We start from the raw sequence: 17,758 nt of genomic DNA, 5'->3' as shown, positions 1-17,758 counted from the left end.
TGGAGTGATTATTGGTTGCGGTATTACCATCTTCACTTTTCTTGTTATTCTATTGTTTTTCGGCATAACACCGGGAAACTAAACCATATTTTTTTTGATTTTGATCATAACCTATAAGGGACAAAGAAGCATTGGTATATATTGGGTCGTTTAAGATAATTCAATATATTGCCAGCTTTAACAAGAAATGCATAAAAAAGTGCCAGATTATTAGTAAAATTGGCACACTTTAAAAACAGCCTATGAAAATACGGATTTGGGGAGTCTTAATAGTTTCCTTCTTCACTTATACAATTGCAGCCCAAAACAAACAACTTACACTAGAAGAAATTTGGGGAGGCGCCTTTAGAACGGAAAGAATGCAATCCCTGCATTCAATGAATAATGGTAAAGAATATACGGTACTTAATTTTGATCGAACTACAGGGGTAAGCACCATAGATAAATACGATTATAAAACCCAGCAAAAAGTAGCTAATTTGTTAAGTAGTGCAACCATTAATGAGATTAGTTCTTTTACTAATTATACATTTAGTGATGACGAGACGAAGCTCATTTTAGCTACAGAAGTTGAACAGGTATATAGAAGATCACGTTTAGGAATGTACTTTGTACATGACACTAAAAAAGGAACGACGAAGCTTATATTTAACGAAAAAATTCAAGAGCCTACTTTTTCACCTGATGGAAAAAAAGTAGGTTTCGTTTTTGAAAACAACTTGTACTACAAGAATTTAGAAAACGACGAGATCGTACAAATTACTACTGATGGTAAAAAGAATAAAATAATTAATGGTGTAACTGATTGGGTTTATGAGGAAGAATTTGCTTTTGTTCGCGCTTTTGATTGGAATAAAAACGGAGATAAAATAGCATTCATTCGCTTTGATGAAAGTACGGTACCCGAGTTTTCAATGGATATGTATGGACAGGCTTTATATCCAGATCAGCAGGTGTTTAAATACCCGAAAGCGGGTGAAAAAAATGCTGATGTTTCCTTACATATTTTCAATGTGAATTCAAGTTCATTGAAGAAAGTAGATTTATCGACATATAATGATTTCTATATTGCTAGAATAAAATTCACCGAAGATGTTAACACACTAAGCGCGCAGCTGCTAAATCGCCATCAAAATAAATTGGATTTACTATTTATTGATGCTAATACCGCTGAAAGTAGGGTAGTACTCACTGAAACAGATAAAGCCTATGTTGATGTAACCGATAATTTAACGTTCTTGCCTAATAATAGCTTTATTTGGACAAGCGAAAATGATGGTTTTAATCATATTTATCATTACGATAAAACCGGTAAGCTGTTAAAGCAAGTTACCAAAGGAGAATGGGAAGTTACTAGATACTACGGCTTTAATAAAAAGAACGGACGTATTTATTACCAATCTACGGAAACAGGCTCTACCAATCGGGGTGTTTACACTATCGGAATTAACGGAAAAGGGAAAAAGGCTTTGGCAACAAAAGCGGGGCAAAACAGCGCATCGTTTAGTACAAGTTTTGATTATTTTATCAATACATATTCTGATGTGACCACACCACCGACCTATACCCTTAACGAAGCTAAAAATGGAAAACTCGTTAAACCAATAGTAACAAACAGCAACTTAAAGCAAAAGGTAGCTTCTTACGACCTTCCAGTCAAAGAATTTTTCACACTAACAACGCAAAAAGGGCATGAATTAAATGCCTGGATCATTAAACCGAAAGATTTCGATGCTAACAAGGAATATCCGTTATTTATGTTCCAATACAGTGGTCCTGGATCTCAGCAGGTGGCAAACCGATGGAATTCAAGTAATGATTACTGGTATTATATGTTGGCGCAACAGGGTTACATCGTAGCATGTGTTGATGGAAGGGGAACCGGTTTTAAAGGTGCCGAGTTTAAAAAGGTGACTTATAAGGAATTGGGAAAATACGAGGTGGAAGATCAAATAGATGCCGCTATCGAACTAGGAAAACGCTCATATATTGATGCTGATAGAATAGGTATTTGGGGATGGAGTTATGGAGGATTTATGAGTAGTAATGCCATTTTAAAAGGCAACGATGTATTTAAAATGGCAATAGCCGTGGCTCCGGTTACAAGCTGGCGTTTTTATGATACGATATATACAGAGCGCTATATGCAAACTCCACAGGAAAACCCTAGTGGTTATGATGAAAATTCGCCAATTAACCATGTTGATAAATTGAAAGGTGATTATTTACTCATTCACGGTACAGGTGATGACAATGTTCATGTACAAAACACCATGCGTATGGTAGAGGCATTGGTGCAAGCTAATAAGCAGTTTGATTGGGCACTGTATCCTGATAAAAATCACGGTATTTACGGTGGCGCAACACGACTTCAGTTATATACTAAAATGACCAACTTTATCAAGCGAACGCTGCCTGTTGAAAAGGAAGTGAAGTTGGATAAAATCAAAGGATAAACAACAACCTAACTAAATAAGATTATATGGATACAAATGCGAATGCCGTAGAAGAAAAACAACTCTTCGGACACCCACAGGGGTTGTTCTACCTGTTTTTTGCGGAATTATGGGAGCGATTCTCGTTCTACGGAATGAGAGCGTTGTTGACCCTTTATATGGTTAATGAAATTTTTAAGGCATTAGTTGATAAAGATGCAGCTGCGGCTGCAGTTTACGCTTCTTACGGTTCTTTGGTATATGCTTCTACGGTAGTCGGGGGGCGTATTTCTGATAAAATATTAGGAATGCGTGCTTCTATATTTCTTGGTGGGATTTTAATGGCAGTTGGACATTTTGTATTGGCAATAGAAAATGATATTGCATTTTTTCTAGCACTTGCTTTTATTGTGGTTGGGAATGGTTTTTTTAAACCGAATATTTCCACTTTTGTTGGAACACTATATAAAGATGGAGATCGAAGAAAAGATTCTGGATTTACCATTTTTTATATGGGTATCAATATTGGGGGTTTTGTAGCACCCCTTCTATGCGGTTGGCTTGGTAAGTCGTATGGCTGGCATTATGGTTTTGGCTTGGCTGGTATAGGAATGCTAATAGGACTTATTTTCTTTTGGAATGGAATTAAGAGGAATGTTTTTGGCGAAAGAGGATTACCTCCTAGCAAGGAAGTTTACGAAAAAGCTGTGGCGGGAGTTAGCCAAAAGTATTTGGTTCCAATATTAGCTGTTTTGTCTGCACCGCTAATCGCTTATTTATTGTATTCTTATAAATCAATCGGAACTGAAGGTTCTTTTTTTGAAGGACAAAATATAGTAAACATCTTATTTAAAGTTATTGGTATTGCAGTGCTTGTTTACTTGGGTTATATAATGGCTAAAGCAACACTCGATGAACGCAAAAAATTAGTTGTAGCTGTGTTAATTACGCTTTTTATGACTGTTTTTTGGGGTTTTCATGAACTTTCAGGAAGTGTTATAACCTTGTTTGCTGATCGAAATGTTAACTTATCATTTATCAACGCATCGCAAACTAATGCTCTAAACTCTATGTTTATCATTATTCTTTCAATTCCTATTTCGATGTTTTGGATATATCTTACTAAGAAAAATAAGAATCCTAGAACTCCTTATAAGTTTGGTTTAGGTTTGCTTTTTGCAGGAATTAGTTTCTATGTGTTGGCACTAAGTGGTGGTAGCGCTGATGAAAACGGTATGGTTCCATTCTCATATCTTTTAATTATGTATTTCTTGTTATCGGTTGGGGAGTTGTTTATGTCGCCGGTCGGATTATCAAAAATTACAGATTTATCTCCCAAACGCATTGTAGCATTTATGATGGGAGTTTGGTTTCTGTCTTCTGCCTTTGCATTTCAAATAGTTGGCTTTATCGGAGAGAAGTTGGCCATAGAAAGTGATAATGATAACGTAAGAGGTCTCGAAACTTTAGACACATATATAGGTGGTTTTGATCTTATCGCCAAGTATTCTATTGGTGCGGCAGCCATTGTGCTAATAGCGTCCCCACTTATTAAGAGATTAATGGGTAAGGTTCACTAAAAGAGATGAATACCCGTTAAAATAAATCAAAAAAGCTCCAATATTGGGGCTTTTTTGTAATTTACGGGATACTAGTTGCGACTGTAAAAGCGTTAGTGAAATAACCCAAATTTAGACAATATGAAAAAGCCGCTATTATTAATTGTATGCTTAATGAGTGCATTTACCAGTTTTGCGCAGGTTAAATGGATCACCCTAGATGAGGCCCTATCGGCGCAAAAAGACAATCCGAAGAAGATCATTATGGATGTGTATACCAATTGGTGTGGTCCTTGTAAAATGCTAGACAAGCAAACATTTCAAAATAAAGATGTCGCCGCCTATATAAACGAAAATTATTACGCGGTAAAATTTAATGGCGAAGGAAATAGTACGGTCAATTACATGGATAAAACCTTCACCAATCCAAAGTACGATCCTGCGAAGAAAAACACAAGAAATTATCCCCACCAACTTACTCAATATCTACGTGTAAATGCTTACCCAACGGTGGTGTTTTTTGATGAAAAGGGTGGACTTATCGCACCAATTCGTGGTTTTATAAAACCCAATGGTATGGAGTTGTATCTCAAGCTTTTTGTCAATGACGATTATTTAAAAATGGGTAATGATAAAGCAGCTTGGGATGAGTATCAACGTAATTTCAAACCCACTTTCAAAACAAAATAGTTTTTAAAACTTCAGCCTAAAAGCTCCTTGTTCGTTGGTTGAATGAAAATAAACCTGTTTTTTACGGGCACTTTCCTTCCAGCGGTTTATAAAACTAGGATAGTTATTTGCAGTAGCGATAACAATACTGGGTTGAAGAGTTACAATTATTTGATCGATATTATGCTTTGGCGAATTATCTAGAACGATAATATTCGGATTGAGACCTTCAGGCAACTGCTTAGTTTCTTTAGTTAAGACTAAAATTTTTTGATCATTAATCTCATATAAATGTCTAGTCTTGCGAAACTGAATCTTTTCGATTCGCTCACCAATTTTATAGCTTTTTAGAGGGGTGATAAGCGAATCTACTTTTGAATGAACTACTAGCGTTTTACCATTTTTTATACCAATTAAATGATTGTTGTAATTATCGAAGACGATAAATTCATTTGCATCTGCCGTAACTTTTCTTTCTACTAATGAACTACTTTGTAATAGGATGATACCCAATAAAGCCGAAATCAATGTTCTGCTATTTGGTCTTATTGTAAAGTGGTATACTAAGATGATTACCAGATAGCAACCAATCAATTGTAGCCAGCCAAAGGATACATCTTTAAAAATAAATGCTTCTTTATCGGCTATCCAGCCAACATAATTATTTAATGTGCTAATGATGGTAGAATAAAATGTAGAAAGAAATTCGGGTAAAATATCTAAAACAGCTAGCAGGCAGATGAGTACTCCGCATCCGATAATGAAGCCGAGTACTGGAATAATCAACAGGTTTGATAAGAAGAATAGGCTCGGAAATTGATGAAAATAAAACAAACTCAAAGGCAAAACACCTAATTGCGCACTAATGGTGACCGTGGTTAAATCCCAGAATCTTTTGACAAACCATTGTTTTGGGTTCCATAGTTTACTAATTAAAGGTTGCATCCATATAATTGCAAAGACAGCCGCATAACTCAGCTGGAAGCCCACTTCAAACAGAAAACTTGGCTTAAATAGTAATAAAAAGAACATAGAAATAAATAGAATGTTCGATGTATTACTTGTTCTTTTAAGGTTAACAGCAATAGCGACAGCTGTAAACATTGTTACTGCGCGAACGACTGATGCACTCATTCCTGCTATAAATGCAAAGCACCATAGACAAGCAATGATCATTAAAGTCCTGGGAATACGGTAATGTTGTTTATTAAATCCACCGAAAAGTAATTGTAACAAAAAGTAAATAATTCCCACATGCAGTCCTGAAATAGCTAGAATATGGATAGCACCAGCGTTAATATAATCTTGCCTTATTTCATCAGGAAGTAATAATCGCTCTCCCAATAATAAGGTGGAAATCACAGCTAATACATCATTTTTAAAACCGTGCTGCTTTAGTCTGTTGATGATATGATTTCGGGTTTTAGCTGCTATACCAGATAAGCTATTTTTGTTATTTAGCGGTATATAATATCCACTTTTAATATACAGCTGATGATAGATATATTGGTTTTCTAAATAGGCAGCATAATCAAATTGGTGTGGGTTTTTAGGTTTAGAAATAGGTTGTAAATAAGATTTAACAAGCAGCTGATCATCAATTTGAAAGGGACTGAAGGTTGAATCTTTTGTAACGATTAATAGCACTTTTCCTGTTACTTTTTGATTGTTTATTTGATGTATTTGTGCTTCATATCTATGATTGGAAGAAGTGGACTTTAAAACTTTTTCAATTTGTAGACTGGTCGTTATAGTATCTTTAAATTCGAAATGCGTGTAATGACTTTCTTTGTTTATGGGGTTGCTTATAAAAGAGCTTGAAACTCCTATAAAAACGAAAAATGTATAACTACTAATAGCAAACCAAGGGTGTTGAAATAACTGATTTTTTGTGCTAATAAAGCTCACAAATATCAGGGAAAGAAGAACGCCTCCGGTTACCAACAACCATGTTATACTCAGTTCAATATACCTCGATATGATAATGCCTAAAATTAGACATAATGTGAGTTTTACGATTGTAAAATCGAAAAGACGCATGCTTTAGGTAGTAAATAGTTGAGATTAATATAGTAATAAATTATATATGGACGAAGGTTATATATAAATAGACATCGAGGTATTTCAAGATGAGTAATTTCATTTTGATACCTTTTACAGTTGGTCAGTTAAAATCGACAATTCAGTTATATTTAATTTTTGTTGGTCATTAATCGTTTCATTTTTGTAAAAAAGATGTCTATGATACATGATACTATAGGATGGATTCATACATTGGCAGCGGTTCTTGCTTTAATAACAGGAAGTATGATTTTATGGCAAGAAAAAGGTACTAAATTACACCGTCAGGTGGGAAGAATCTATGGTACGGCAATGTTAGTAGTTTGTGCTACATCCTTCATGATTTATAGAGTGCATCCTAGCTTTGGAGTCCTTCATTTTTTTGCAATTGTTAGTTCAATAACCCTTTTGTTAGGAATGTTACCTATGTATATAAAAGGTTATAAGAATCGTTTAGTGGCTCACCTTTCGTGGATGTATTGGTCAGTAATTGGTTTGTATTGCGCATTTGTAGCCGAAATATTAACCCGCTTGCCTGATCTTCTTGGAATAAAAAGTGGTTATGGCATTTTTTATATGCTAATAGGCGTTTCAGCGGGAATTGTGAGTGGAACAGCAGGTTATTTCTTTAGAAAAAGGAAGGTTTATTGGACAACTCAATTCGGAAATTGAACATAAGATATTCTGGTGCTAATGTAAACGTCTTGCTTCCGCATAGGCATTTTTCCAATAGGGCTCGTCAAGCGAGGAAACAAGTACACCTCTTGAGGTGGTTGCATGAATAAACCGTATATCGTCATTGACCATTTCAACAACCAGTCCTACGTGGTTTATACGCCTAAAGTTCTTCTTCGTTCTAAAAAAAACAAGGTCACCTGGTCGTATATCCCGATCTTTTATGCGAACGCCCTGTTCTGCCATTAGAAATGACGTACGTGGTAATTCAATTTCATTGGCTTTGAACGATATATAAACTAGGCCTGAACAGTCCATACCATTTGGTGTGGTGCCGGCATATTTATAAGGTGTTCCGCGATAACCAAGAGCGGTAGTAACGACGGGATTTGGCTTAGTCGTTATCGTCTCTTTTTTAGCAGGTTTATTGGTTTTTGCCTGTCTGCCAGCATCGCCAATTGCCCTTCTGGTACTACAGGAGGTGCTTACTATACAGAGTAAGATAATAACTAAAAATTGCTTCATACCGCCTTCTTGCTGTTTTTAATAATTAAACTAGCAGCCCTTTCACTTGCACCGCCGCTACCAAGTTTTTTGATTAATAAATCGTATTCATTTAGTATGGTTTCTCTTGTAGCTCCTTCAAGAATGTTGCCAAGTTCTTTTTCTAAACGCTTGGTATTAAGATCAGCTTGTATTAATTCGGTAACCAATGGTTTATCGACGATCAAATTCACTAACGAAATGTATTTAAGTGTAATAATACGTTTCGCAATTTGATATGAGAGCCAACTTCCCTTATAACAAACTACTTGGGGTACCTTAAATAAAGCAGTTTCCAAAGTAGCGGTGCCAGACGTAACCAAAGCTGCATGGGCAATACTTAAAAGATCGTATGTTCTATTCTGAATTAATCTTACATCAGCATTTTTGATTATGTTCCTGTAAAAAGCCTCTTCTTGACTTGGCGCCCCTCCAATAATAAATTGGTAATTCTGATACTTTGGGATCATCGACAGCATAATCGAAAGCATTTTTTTTATTTCTTGCTTTCTGCTTCCTGGTAATAGCGCTATAACAGGTCGTTCATCAAGTTGGTGCTGCTTTTTGAACATTGTCGCATCAAAGCTGTAGCGATTAGAAATTGCATCTAATAGTGGATGTCCGACGAAATCGACCTCGATTTGATGTTTTTCCTGATAAAAGTCTTTTACAAATGGTAAAATAACATATAAGTGGTCGATATCTCTTTTTATATCCTGAACCCGACCTTCTCGCGATGCCCAAACTTGGGGAGTAATGTAATAATGGGTTATAAACCCTTTTGGTTTTGCCCATTTCGCAATGCGCAGGTTAAAACCGGAATAGTCTATAAAGATAAGTGCATCGGGATTAAAGTTTTCAATATCTTCTTTACAGTAACGAATGTTTTTTAGTGCTTTTCTGACATTAGTGATAACCTCCCAAAAGCCCATAAAAGAACGCTCTTTATAATGAATAACTTGGCTACCACCTTCAGCTTCCATTAAATCACCACCCCAAAACCGAAATTCTGCGGTGTCATCCTTTTTTTTAAGGGCTTTCATCAAGTTAGCCCCATGAAGGTCACCTGAAGCTTCGCCGGCAATTAAGTAGTATTTCACCTTATATAAATTGCAAGATTAAAACGATGATCGCAGTAAACATAGTCGCAATGAGTACACCACGAGCGCGCAAGTCTTGTTTTCTTCTTAAAAAAACAAAAAATGCCAATAAGTTTAAAATGGCTCCTATAGAGATTAAGTACCCTAATTTCCCTTGCTCAAGAAATACCTTTACAGCCGTTTCTTGAGTGAGGTTAGAGGTGCTTGCCGAATATAATGAGTAAAAAAACATGCCAATTAATGTGGCTATGATTCCGACAATAATACCAATACCTATCTCTTTTTTACGATTCCTCATTGAGTGTCCAGGTGTTTAGTTGTTGTATTGCATGATGTGCAGTCAAATCAAATTGAACAGGTACAATTGAAATATAATTATTTGCAAGTGCCCATTCATCGGTGTCTTCGCCGTGATCTTCATTTACAAATTTTCCGGTTAACCAATAGTAATCTTTTCCCATTGGGTTGGTTCGTTTATCAAACTCTTCTTTCCAATAGGCTTTTGCTTGTCTACATACTTTGATACCTTTTATTTCTTTTTTGTTCAATCTGGGAAAGTTCACATTTAACACCACTCCGTTGGGCAGCCCATTTTCTAAAACATTTAAAGCAATTTTCTTGACATAACTTTTGGTAGGTTCAAAGTTTGCACCCCATTTATAATCTAATAATGAAAATCCTATTGCCGGAACTCCTTCAATTCCAGCTTCCAAGGCTGCGCTCATGGTTCCCGAATAAATAACATTGATTGATGAATTGGAACCGTGGTTAATTCCTGATACACATAAGTCGGGTTTTCGCTTTAATAATTCGTTTACTGCTAGTTTAACACAATCTGCCGGAGTACCTGAACAAGCAAATTCTGATCGATTATCATCCTCGACTTTGATTTCTTCGACATGTAGGGTGGAATTAATAGTTATGGCATGGCCCATAGCAGATTGAGGGCTATCAGGAGCAACTACAACGACATCGCCTATTTCACTCATTACACTTATTAAGGTTCGTATTCCAGGGGCAGTTATACCATCATCGTTGGTGACTAATATGAGTGGTTTTTTCTTCATTAAAGGTCAATTGGTAAGAGGCTAAATTACATAATTTAGAAATGTGGTTTTTTGCAAATAACTGCTTAACAAAAAATTAGTATCTCTATATACCATTTGGCATGGTTTTTTCGTTAAATTAGTCGAAAATAAAGGTGAAATATATCGTCGGATTTATGAAAAGGAATTATAAGGTGCTAACCACTATGGTTATTGCAGCTACACTCTTTTGTGGTTGTACGTTGTTCGGAAACTCTAAAAGCTTCGAGAATTCTGATAAAGATAAACTTCTTATTGAACTTATTACATATGTGATTGATCAATTGCATTTTAGTCCAGGAGATGTCAATGACGAGTTCTCTGAAAATGTGTATATGAATTACATTCAGGGCCTTGATCCGTACAAACGCTATTTCAGAAAATCAGATATTGAAGAGTTTGAAAAGTTTAAGTATGAGTTGGATGATCAGCTAAAAAAATCTGAAATCACGTTCTTTAATCTTACGCATGAACGTTTAGAACAACGTATAAAAGAAGCACAAGAATTGTATCCAAAAGTGCTAAATAAGTCGTTTGATTTTTCAAAAGATGAAACCTATAATTCTGATACAGAAAAGTTAGCGTATGCTAAAAACAAGAGAGAGTTACTAGATCGTTGGAGAAAACAATTAAAATTTTCGGCTTTAAATGTATTTGACTCGGAATTAAGTACTGATAAAGCCAAAAAAGAAAACGATAGTTCCTTTGAGCTGAGATCAAATAAAGAGTTGGAAAAAGCTGCGCGTGAATCTGTTGAGAAAAGCATTGCTGATAATTTTGATAACCTTGATGATCTAGAGCGAAAAGATTGGTTTGCAATTTATTTGAATGCTATCGTATTAGAATTCGATCCGCATACTTTTTATTTCACCTTAGAGGATAAAGACCGATTTGATATTAGTATCTCAGGTAAACTAGAAGGTATCGGTGCGCGATTACAAAAAAGAAATAGCAATATTAACATCGTAGAGGTCATTTCAGGAGGGCCGGCCTGGAAAGGAAATGAAGTAGAAGCAGGTGATGTTATTTTAAAAGTGAAACAAACAGGAGAAGAAGCTGTGGATGTGGTGGGAATGCGCTTAGATGATGCAGTTAAACTAATAAAAGGTCCTAAAGGGACAGAGGTAGAGCTTACCATTAAAAAGAAGCTTGATGGCAGTATTAAACAAGTTGCTATTACTAGGGATGTGGTTGAGCTAGAGGAAGCGTACGCCAAAACTAGTTTGGTTGAAAAAGGAAATAGAAAGTATGGCTTGATTAACTTGCCGAAGTTTTATATTGATTTTAAAGATTATGGAGAGCGTAATGCAGCAACTGATGTTGCTAAAGAAATAGAACGCTTGAAAAATCAGGGTATGGACGGACTTGTATTAGACCTTCGCGGAAACGGAGGAGGGTCACTAAAAACCGTCGTCGATATGGCCGGGCTTTTTATTAAGAAAGGTCCAGTAGTACAAGTAAAATCTACTGGAGAACGAAAAGAAGTTTTAAAAGATGAAGATTCCCGTATTCAATGGGATGGTCCATTGGTTATTTTGGTAAATGAATTATCAGCTTCGGCTTCAGAAATACTGGCAGCCGCGATGCAAGACTATAAACGTGCGGTAATTATAGGAAGCAAACAAACCTATGGTAAGGGTACAGTGCAGAATGTGGTAGATTTGAATCCGCTTGTTCGCGGTAACAGCTACGGTGATGTAGGTGCTATGAAGGTGACTACTCAAAAATTCTATAGAATTAACGGCGGTTCTACTCAGCTTGAGGGAGTAAAAAGTGATGTGGTAGTTCCAGATCGTTACACGTATATCGATATTGGCGAAAAAGATCAAGATAACCCATTGCCTTGGGATAAAATTGATCCTGCTTCTTACAGACCATGGAACGATTATATCGATCTTGAGAGTGTGGTGGGTAATAGTATAGAACGAATGGCAAAAAGCGAACACTTTAAGCTGATTGACGAACAAGCAAAATGGATTAGCGAACAACGAAAGGACACCAGCTTTCCACTCAACTATAGACAGTATAAAAATGAGTTGAATAAAGATAAGGAGTATGCAAAACGCTTTGAATCCTTGTCTAAATATAATAACAATCTTCGTTTCGCTTCATTGCCTTACGAAATAGCGGCAATGAAGAAGGACAGCGTGCTTAAAGATAAAAGAAAGCGTTGGCATGAGAATTTAGGTCGTGATGCATATATTGAAGAAGCGATTAATGTATTAGAAGATCTGAAAATTGATTATCTGAATCGAAAAAACAGAAAACTGGCTGATTTGAATAAAGGCTAATATGGCGCAAAAATCGCAGTCGTTAACATCTTTAGCGCTCCAAAAGTTTAAAAAAAACTTTTGGGGCGTTTTGAGTTTTTGGTATATCGTGTTAGTAGGGCTCATTGCTATTTTTGCTTATTTAATAGCTCCTGATAATACGGCTAATGCTAACCAGATGCATTTGAGTATTCATTCTAAAAAACCAGGTTTTGAAGTTAACATGTTAAGAATACCAGAAACCAAGGCAAGTTCATCCTCATTTTTTTCAGATCTTTTGTTCGGTAAACCCATCTCCTTCACTGAAATTCCGATCTCATCTTTTTCATTTTCCAATGATACCCTAAATATTACGGAATATGCAGCTGACGGACTGAAAGGAATTAAAAAAGCGATCCCGTTTGCTAAATTTGATAAAACGACCCAACAAGAAATAGAAACCACTTTTATTAATCAAAAAAGGTTTTTACTTGGTACTGATAAGTACGGACGAGACTTATTGAGTAGGATGTTTATTGGTGCGCGAATTTCATTTTTTATAGGATTTATAGCTGTTTTTATTTCATTGGTAATTGGTATTACATTGGGCTCGTTGGCCGGATATTTTGGAGGAAAGGTAGATACGGCTATTATGTTTATTATCAATGTTGCTTGGTCTATTCCCACTTTATTGTTGGTTATAGCGATTACCTTGGCTATAGGTAAGGGTTTTTGGCAAGTATTTATTGCTGTAGGTCTTACTATGTGGGTTGAAGTGGCTAGGGTAGTGCGGGGTCAAATAATAAGTGCTAAACAATTGCAATATGTAACTGCTGCTAGGGCCTTAGGGTATACTAACTTTAGGATTATCACCAAGCATATTTTGCCAAACGTGATAGCACCAGTTATTGTTATTGCAGCTGCTAATTTTGCCGGTGCAATTTTAATAGAAAGTGGGTTGAGTTTTTTAGGAATTGGTGCGCAACCACCGACACCCAGCTGGGGTGGGATGATAAAAGATCACTATAATTATATTATTTTAGGAAAACCTTATTTAGCGGTTATTCCTGGGCTAGCAATCATGAGTTTAGTAATGGCATTTATGTTGGTAGGAAATGCGTTGCGAGATGCGTTAGATGTAAAAACCTAATATGAATAGAAAAACGGTCTATACAATATTTGCCTTGGCAATTGCAATTGTGGTTTATTTTTTTGAAGCCTACCAAAAAGATGAAGAAAAAAAGACTATTGTAAATAAAGGCGGGGCAATAAAAGAGAACACAAACACAAACTATTTGCCGACTTCAACGACAGGTCAAATTGTGCATCATCAAGGGTATTCATTATCATATAGCGAACAACATGAACAAGCCGAATGGGTAGCGTATGAACTTAAAAAGTCTCATCTCTTACAAAATGAATTTAAGCGCCCTTATTTCGAAATAGATCCTGCGGTTAGTAGCGGCGCTGCGCACTGGCGCAATTATAAAAAATCAGGATATGATCGTGGACACTTATGTCCGGCTGGTGATAGGCGGTATACCTATGAAGCATTTAATGAAACTTTCTTAACATCTAATATCAGTCCTCAAGAACATGGTTTTAATTCTGGCATTTGGAATGCGCTTGAGCAAAAAGTTAGGTACTGGGCAAAACGGTATGATGGGGTGTTCGTGGTCACAGGGGGCGTGTTAAATGGGAACATGAATACTATAGGAGACGAAAAGGTGTCTGTTCCTAATTCATTTTATAAAGTGGTATACGATGCAGGTAAAGGTAACCCTAGAATGATCGGTTTTATTATTCCGCATCAGGACACTAATCGATCGCTAAGAGAATTTGTAGTCCCCATTGATCAAATTGAACAACAAACAGGAATTGACTTTTTCCCAAAACTGGAAGATAAGATAGAGAACCGGTTGGAAGCAAGAAGCCAAGATTCGCAATGGAAATTCTAACCTTCTTTGGTCTGGTGGCTCCTATAGTAGAGTGAAAATCGATTATTGCACAAGCTTATGAGATATAATACCCCTCTTTATCATAAAGAGGGGGCTCTTTAACTTCCACTAGGTTCAAGTAGTATATATTCTTACAGTTAGAAGGTACAAATCTGAAGCATGATACATGTACCTACTTCACTTCTTTTAATAACTCATCCACTGAGCGCTCTAGCTGCTCATCTCGGCCTTGGTCGATCACACCAGGCATATTTTTAACCTTAATCATAGGTTCGGTTTGATTATTCTCCATCCAATTGCCTTGCTTGTCTTTGGCACTAACCGGTACTACGCCCCAATATGAGCCATCAGGCAACCCTTCCCAACCAGCAAAACTACAGGTTCCCGGTACAGGCATACCAACGGTTTTTCCAATTTTTAGATCGCTATATCCGCATGCAAAACAATGTCCGTCAGAATATTGCGCTTCATTAATCATTGCTAAAGTGGGTTTGGTATATCTGGCTACAGGTTCACCACCTACTTTCTTTGCTTCGGTTTCATAACTAATAAAAGGTTCTCCTGTAAAGAACATGGCGAGGTCACCAACAAGATCACCACCTCCATTGAAGCGGGTATCAATGATCATTCCTTTTCGGTCAAAATATTTACCCATCATATCTTGATAAATACTTCTGTAAGGGCCATCGCTCATACCAGGAATGTGAACGTACCCTAGCTGACCATTACTGCGTTTACTAACTTCTTCCTCGTTTTTCTTAACCCAACGTTTATATAGTAATCTGTTTTCTTGACCTAAAGAAATAGGTTTTACCGTAATAGTTTGTCGCTTCTTTGTAGAAGGGTCGAATAGCTCTAGCAGCATGAATTTTCCTGACTTTCTATTTAAATAACGGGCTACGTCTTTGTCCTTTGATACCGTTTCACCATCAATTTTTTCAATGATCATTCCAGGTTTTAATTTGAATTTTGCCTTGTCAAGCGGCCCCCCTTTTAATATTTCATCAATTAAAATACCATCTCCTTGATGATTGTAGCTCATCAAAATACCCAACGAAGCTGTTTGATCGGCATTTGATACATTCGATCCGCGATAACCTGCACCTGCATGAGAGACATTTAACTCACCTAACATCTCCGAAAGCATCTCAGTCATTTCATACGAATTGCCGATGTAGGGTAAGTATTTCTCATACTCTTTTCGCATTAAATCCCAATCGATACCGTGAAAATCAGGATGATAAAAAATGGCATTTGTACGCAGCCATACATGGTCGAAAATAGCAACGCGCTCGGCATTTTTATCAAATTCCATTTCACCATTAATCTTCACTGGTTTATTAGAACTCTTCGCTGGATCGATTTTTGAAATACGCCCGGAACTTAACAAGAACAGATTTTTTCGTTCTTTATCCCAATACAAGCTACCAGAATTAGCGCCTAATTTCATCGCCATTTTGGTTTCTTTAGTACGAAGATTGGTACTCCAAAGATTTAATTTCCCTTCAAAACGAGCCAGATAATAAAGTGTATTTCCATCTTTTGATAAAACAGCATCACTTAATCTTGAAGAATGGATAGTCAATCGCTTAGTGCGATCTTTCATATTATCCCAATCAAACGTTAATAGCTTGGACTTTTTAGGTTTATCAGTGTCGCCTTTTTTCTTTTTCTTCTTTTTGTCTTTCTTGTTATCATCCTTATCGCCTTCATCTTTTTTGTTTGCTTCTTCTAGTGCTTTTTCAAGTTTAAAGTCTTCCTCACTCAAGTTGAATTTATCCCAGGCTTCTTGCGTAAAGAACATGCTATATACATCATTTTCTGATCTACCACTAGTGGCATATGACTTTAGTCCGTTGCGGTTGCTAAACCAAATCATCTGCTTACCTTCATTTACCCATTTTGGATACGAGTCATAGTAGCCACTTTCATTAAGATTGACTTTTTTAGAGCCATCGGCGGCCATTAGTAATACCTCGCTATTGCTTAATGATAGGCTCCAGTCTATTAATAACCATTTACTGTCAGGACTCCAAGTAAAGTACTTATCACCATCACTCATATGGAACAACTCTTTTGGTGTAAGTAAGGTTACTTCATTTTTTGAGGCGACATCCATTATTTTCAAGGTTCGACGGTCTTCTATAAATGCCATTTTTTTACCGTCGGGAGAAAACTTAGCAAGGTAGTTGTCCTTGTTATTAGCAATAATTGGGCTTTCTTTTAAAAGTGTCGATGCGAAGAAAAAGGGTTCTTCTTTTCTTGTTTTCTCTGTTTTGTAAATTCCCCACTTACCATTACGCTCGCTACTATATACCACCGACTTGCCTTCTGGTCCCCAACTTACAAAACGCTCTCGTTCCGGTGTGTTCGTAAGGCGTTTAGTAAATGACTCTTCTACCGATGTTACAAAAACTTCCCCTCGGGCGATAAATGCTATTTCCTTTCCATTGGGAGAAATAGCCATTTCATTGACACCACCATTTATTGAGATGAATTTATCTGCATTGCTAATATTTTGAGTGCGTATCATTATGGAAAGCTTTTTAGCTTGCTCTCCTTCTTTCATGGTATATAGTTCGCCGTCGTAACTAAATGAAAGGGTGCCATTACCAACACTTAAAAAACGAACAGGGTGTAGTTTAAAATTGGTTAATTGTTCTGATTTTCCACCAGGAGCAACCCCTTTTTTATGAATATTAAATGAACCGCTTTCTTCACTTAAATAGTACATGCTTTGTTCATCAATACTAAAAAAAGGACGTCTGTCTTCACCATCAAATGATGTAATTTGTTCGTGTTTTTTGGTTTCAGTGTTGTACGTCCAAATATCGCGGGTGATTGATGAGGTATGGTGTTTTCTCCATAAATTTTCGCCACCTTTTTTGTCTTGGTATAGCATTATTTTTCCATCTGCTGAAACTTGAACATTTTCAGCCGGAATGGTTAATATTTGGTTTACTCGACCTCCGGTTGTGGGAACTGAGTATAATTCGGTCATAGATCCGGTAGGAAATTGGCGGTGCTTCGCATCATCCTGTCTAACTGTACCAAAGTGAATACTCTCGTTATCATGATTAAAGCTATATGGATATTCATTATTGGAATGGAAAGTAAGTCTAGTTGCAGTTCCACCTAATGCATTCATTACATAAACGTCAAAATTCCCATATCGGTTGGAAGCAAATGCTATATGTTTTCCATCTTTACTCCAAACTGGCATATAATCATGGGCCTCATGAAAAGTAAGTTGTGTTGCATTACCACCGGCACTGCTTACTTTGTAGAGGTCTCCCTTATAGGTAAATGCTATTTGTGTACCGTCAGGAGAAATTGACGAATAGCGAAGCCATTTAGGGTTTTCTTGTGCAGATATTAGTGTAGTGAAGGTCGCTATAAGTGATAGAAAAAGGTATTTCATTGG

Annotated in this window: 13 protein-coding genes; 7 read left to right on the top strand and 6 right to left on the bottom strand. The window is 36.6% G+C overall.

Annotation, left to right across the window (positions count from 1 at the left end; genetic code table 11):
• The first annotated feature begins 242 nt into the window (after positions 1-242).
• From ABN763_RS16040 to ABN763_RS16030, 3 genes are all read left to right on the top strand, one after another.
• A complete protein-coding gene (locus ABN763_RS16040; RefSeq protein WP_410486513.1) occupies positions 243-2,456 on the top strand; it encodes a S9 family peptidase in 2,214 nt (737 codons plus the stop codon).
• A 26-nt stretch (positions 2,457-2,482) separates the two neighbouring features.
• A complete protein-coding gene (locus ABN763_RS16035; RefSeq protein ID WP_410486512.1) occupies positions 2,483-4,015 on the top strand; it encodes a peptide MFS transporter in 1,533 nt (510 codons plus the stop codon).
• Between the two features lie 120 nt (positions 4,016-4,135).
• Positions 4,136-4,684, top strand: coding sequence for a thioredoxin family protein (locus tag ABN763_RS16030; protein WP_410486511.1), 549 nt, complete (start codon positions 4,136-4,138; stop codon positions 4,682-4,684).
• Positions 4,685-4,687: 3 nt separating this feature from the next.
• On the opposite strand, the gene ABN763_RS16025 is transcribed toward ABN763_RS16030, so the two are convergent.
• The gene (locus tag ABN763_RS16025; protein ID WP_410486510.1) at positions 4,688-6,703 is read right to left on the bottom strand and encodes a ComEC/Rec2 family competence protein; all 2,016 of its coding nucleotides are present in this window, start codon (positions 6,701-6,703) and stop codon (positions 4,688-4,690) included.
• A 201-nt stretch (positions 6,704-6,904) separates the two neighbouring features.
• On the opposite strand from ABN763_RS16025, the gene ABN763_RS16020 reads away from it, so the two are divergent.
• Entirely contained in the window at positions 6,905-7,396 is a 492-nt protein-coding gene (locus ABN763_RS16020) for a DUF2306 domain-containing protein (RefSeq protein WP_410486509.1), read from the top strand.
• An 18-nt stretch (positions 7,397-7,414) separates the two neighbouring features.
• On the opposite strand, the gene ABN763_RS16015 is transcribed toward ABN763_RS16020, so the two are convergent.
• Genes ABN763_RS16015 through surE form a run of 4 tightly spaced genes read right to left on the bottom strand, consistent with a single transcriptional unit; the run spans position 7,415 to position 10,109 of the window.
• Positions 7,415-7,924 (bottom strand): C40 family peptidase, encoded by a 510-nt coding sequence (locus tag ABN763_RS16015; protein WP_410486508.1) that lies wholly within the window; start codon positions 7,922-7,924, stop codon positions 7,415-7,417.
• The gene (gene lpxB / locus ABN763_RS16010; protein WP_410486507.1) at positions 7,921-9,042 is read right to left on the bottom strand and encodes a lipid-A-disaccharide synthase; all 1,122 of its coding nucleotides are present in this window, start codon (positions 9,040-9,042) and stop codon (positions 7,921-7,923) included. Before lpxB ends, ABN763_RS16015 begins: the two co-directional genes overlap by 4 nt.
• Before the next feature lies 1 nt (position 9,043).
• Positions 9,044-9,340, bottom strand: a complete 297-nt coding sequence (locus ABN763_RS16005; RefSeq protein WP_410486506.1) for a hypothetical protein — start codon at positions 9,338-9,340, stop codon at positions 9,044-9,046.
• Positions 9,327-10,109: a 5'/3'-nucleotidase SurE gene (gene surE / locus ABN763_RS16000; protein WP_410486505.1), complete on the bottom strand. Its 783-nt coding sequence runs from the start codon at positions 10,107-10,109 to the stop codon at positions 9,327-9,329. The genes ABN763_RS16005 and surE overlap by 14 nt, the downstream gene beginning before the upstream one ends.
• 155 nt (positions 10,110-10,264) lie before the next feature.
• On the opposite strand from surE, the gene ABN763_RS15995 reads away from it, so the two are divergent.
• From ABN763_RS15995 to ABN763_RS15985, 3 genes are read left to right on the top strand one after another with little or no spacing between them, the layout of a single operon-like run.
• A complete protein-coding gene (locus ABN763_RS15995) occupies positions 10,265-12,418 on the top strand; it encodes a carboxy terminal-processing peptidase (RefSeq protein ID WP_410486504.1) in 2,154 nt (717 codons plus the stop codon).
• A 1-nt stretch (position 12,419) separates the two neighbouring features.
• Positions 12,420-13,526 carry an ABC transporter permease gene (locus tag ABN763_RS15990; protein ID WP_410486503.1) on the top strand — a complete coding sequence of 369 codons (1,107 nt, stop codon included), beginning with the start codon at positions 12,420-12,422 and terminating at the stop codon, positions 13,524-13,526.
• Position 13,527: 1 nt separating this feature from the next.
• The gene (locus ABN763_RS15985; protein WP_410486502.1) at positions 13,528-14,334 is read left to right on the top strand and encodes a DNA/RNA non-specific endonuclease; all 807 of its coding nucleotides are present in this window, start codon (positions 13,528-13,530) and stop codon (positions 14,332-14,334) included.
• Positions 14,335-14,506: 172 nt separating this feature from the next.
• Here ABN763_RS15985 and ABN763_RS15980 read toward each other — a convergent pair whose 3' ends face one another.
• Positions 14,507-17,755, bottom strand: a complete 3,249-nt coding sequence (locus ABN763_RS15980; protein ID WP_410486501.1) for a S41 family peptidase — start codon at positions 17,753-17,755, stop codon at positions 14,507-14,509.
• Positions 17,756-17,758 lie beyond the last annotated feature (3 nt).

Origin of the sequence: Spongiivirga sp. MCCC 1A20706, from assembly GCF_046524175.1 — a bacterium.
Taxonomy (GTDB): domain Bacteria; phylum Bacteroidota; class Bacteroidia; order Flavobacteriales; family Flavobacteriaceae; genus Spongiivirga.
The sequence above is the reverse complement of the archived record's forward strand: the minus strand, read 5'-3'. Positions and strand labels throughout refer to the sequence as shown.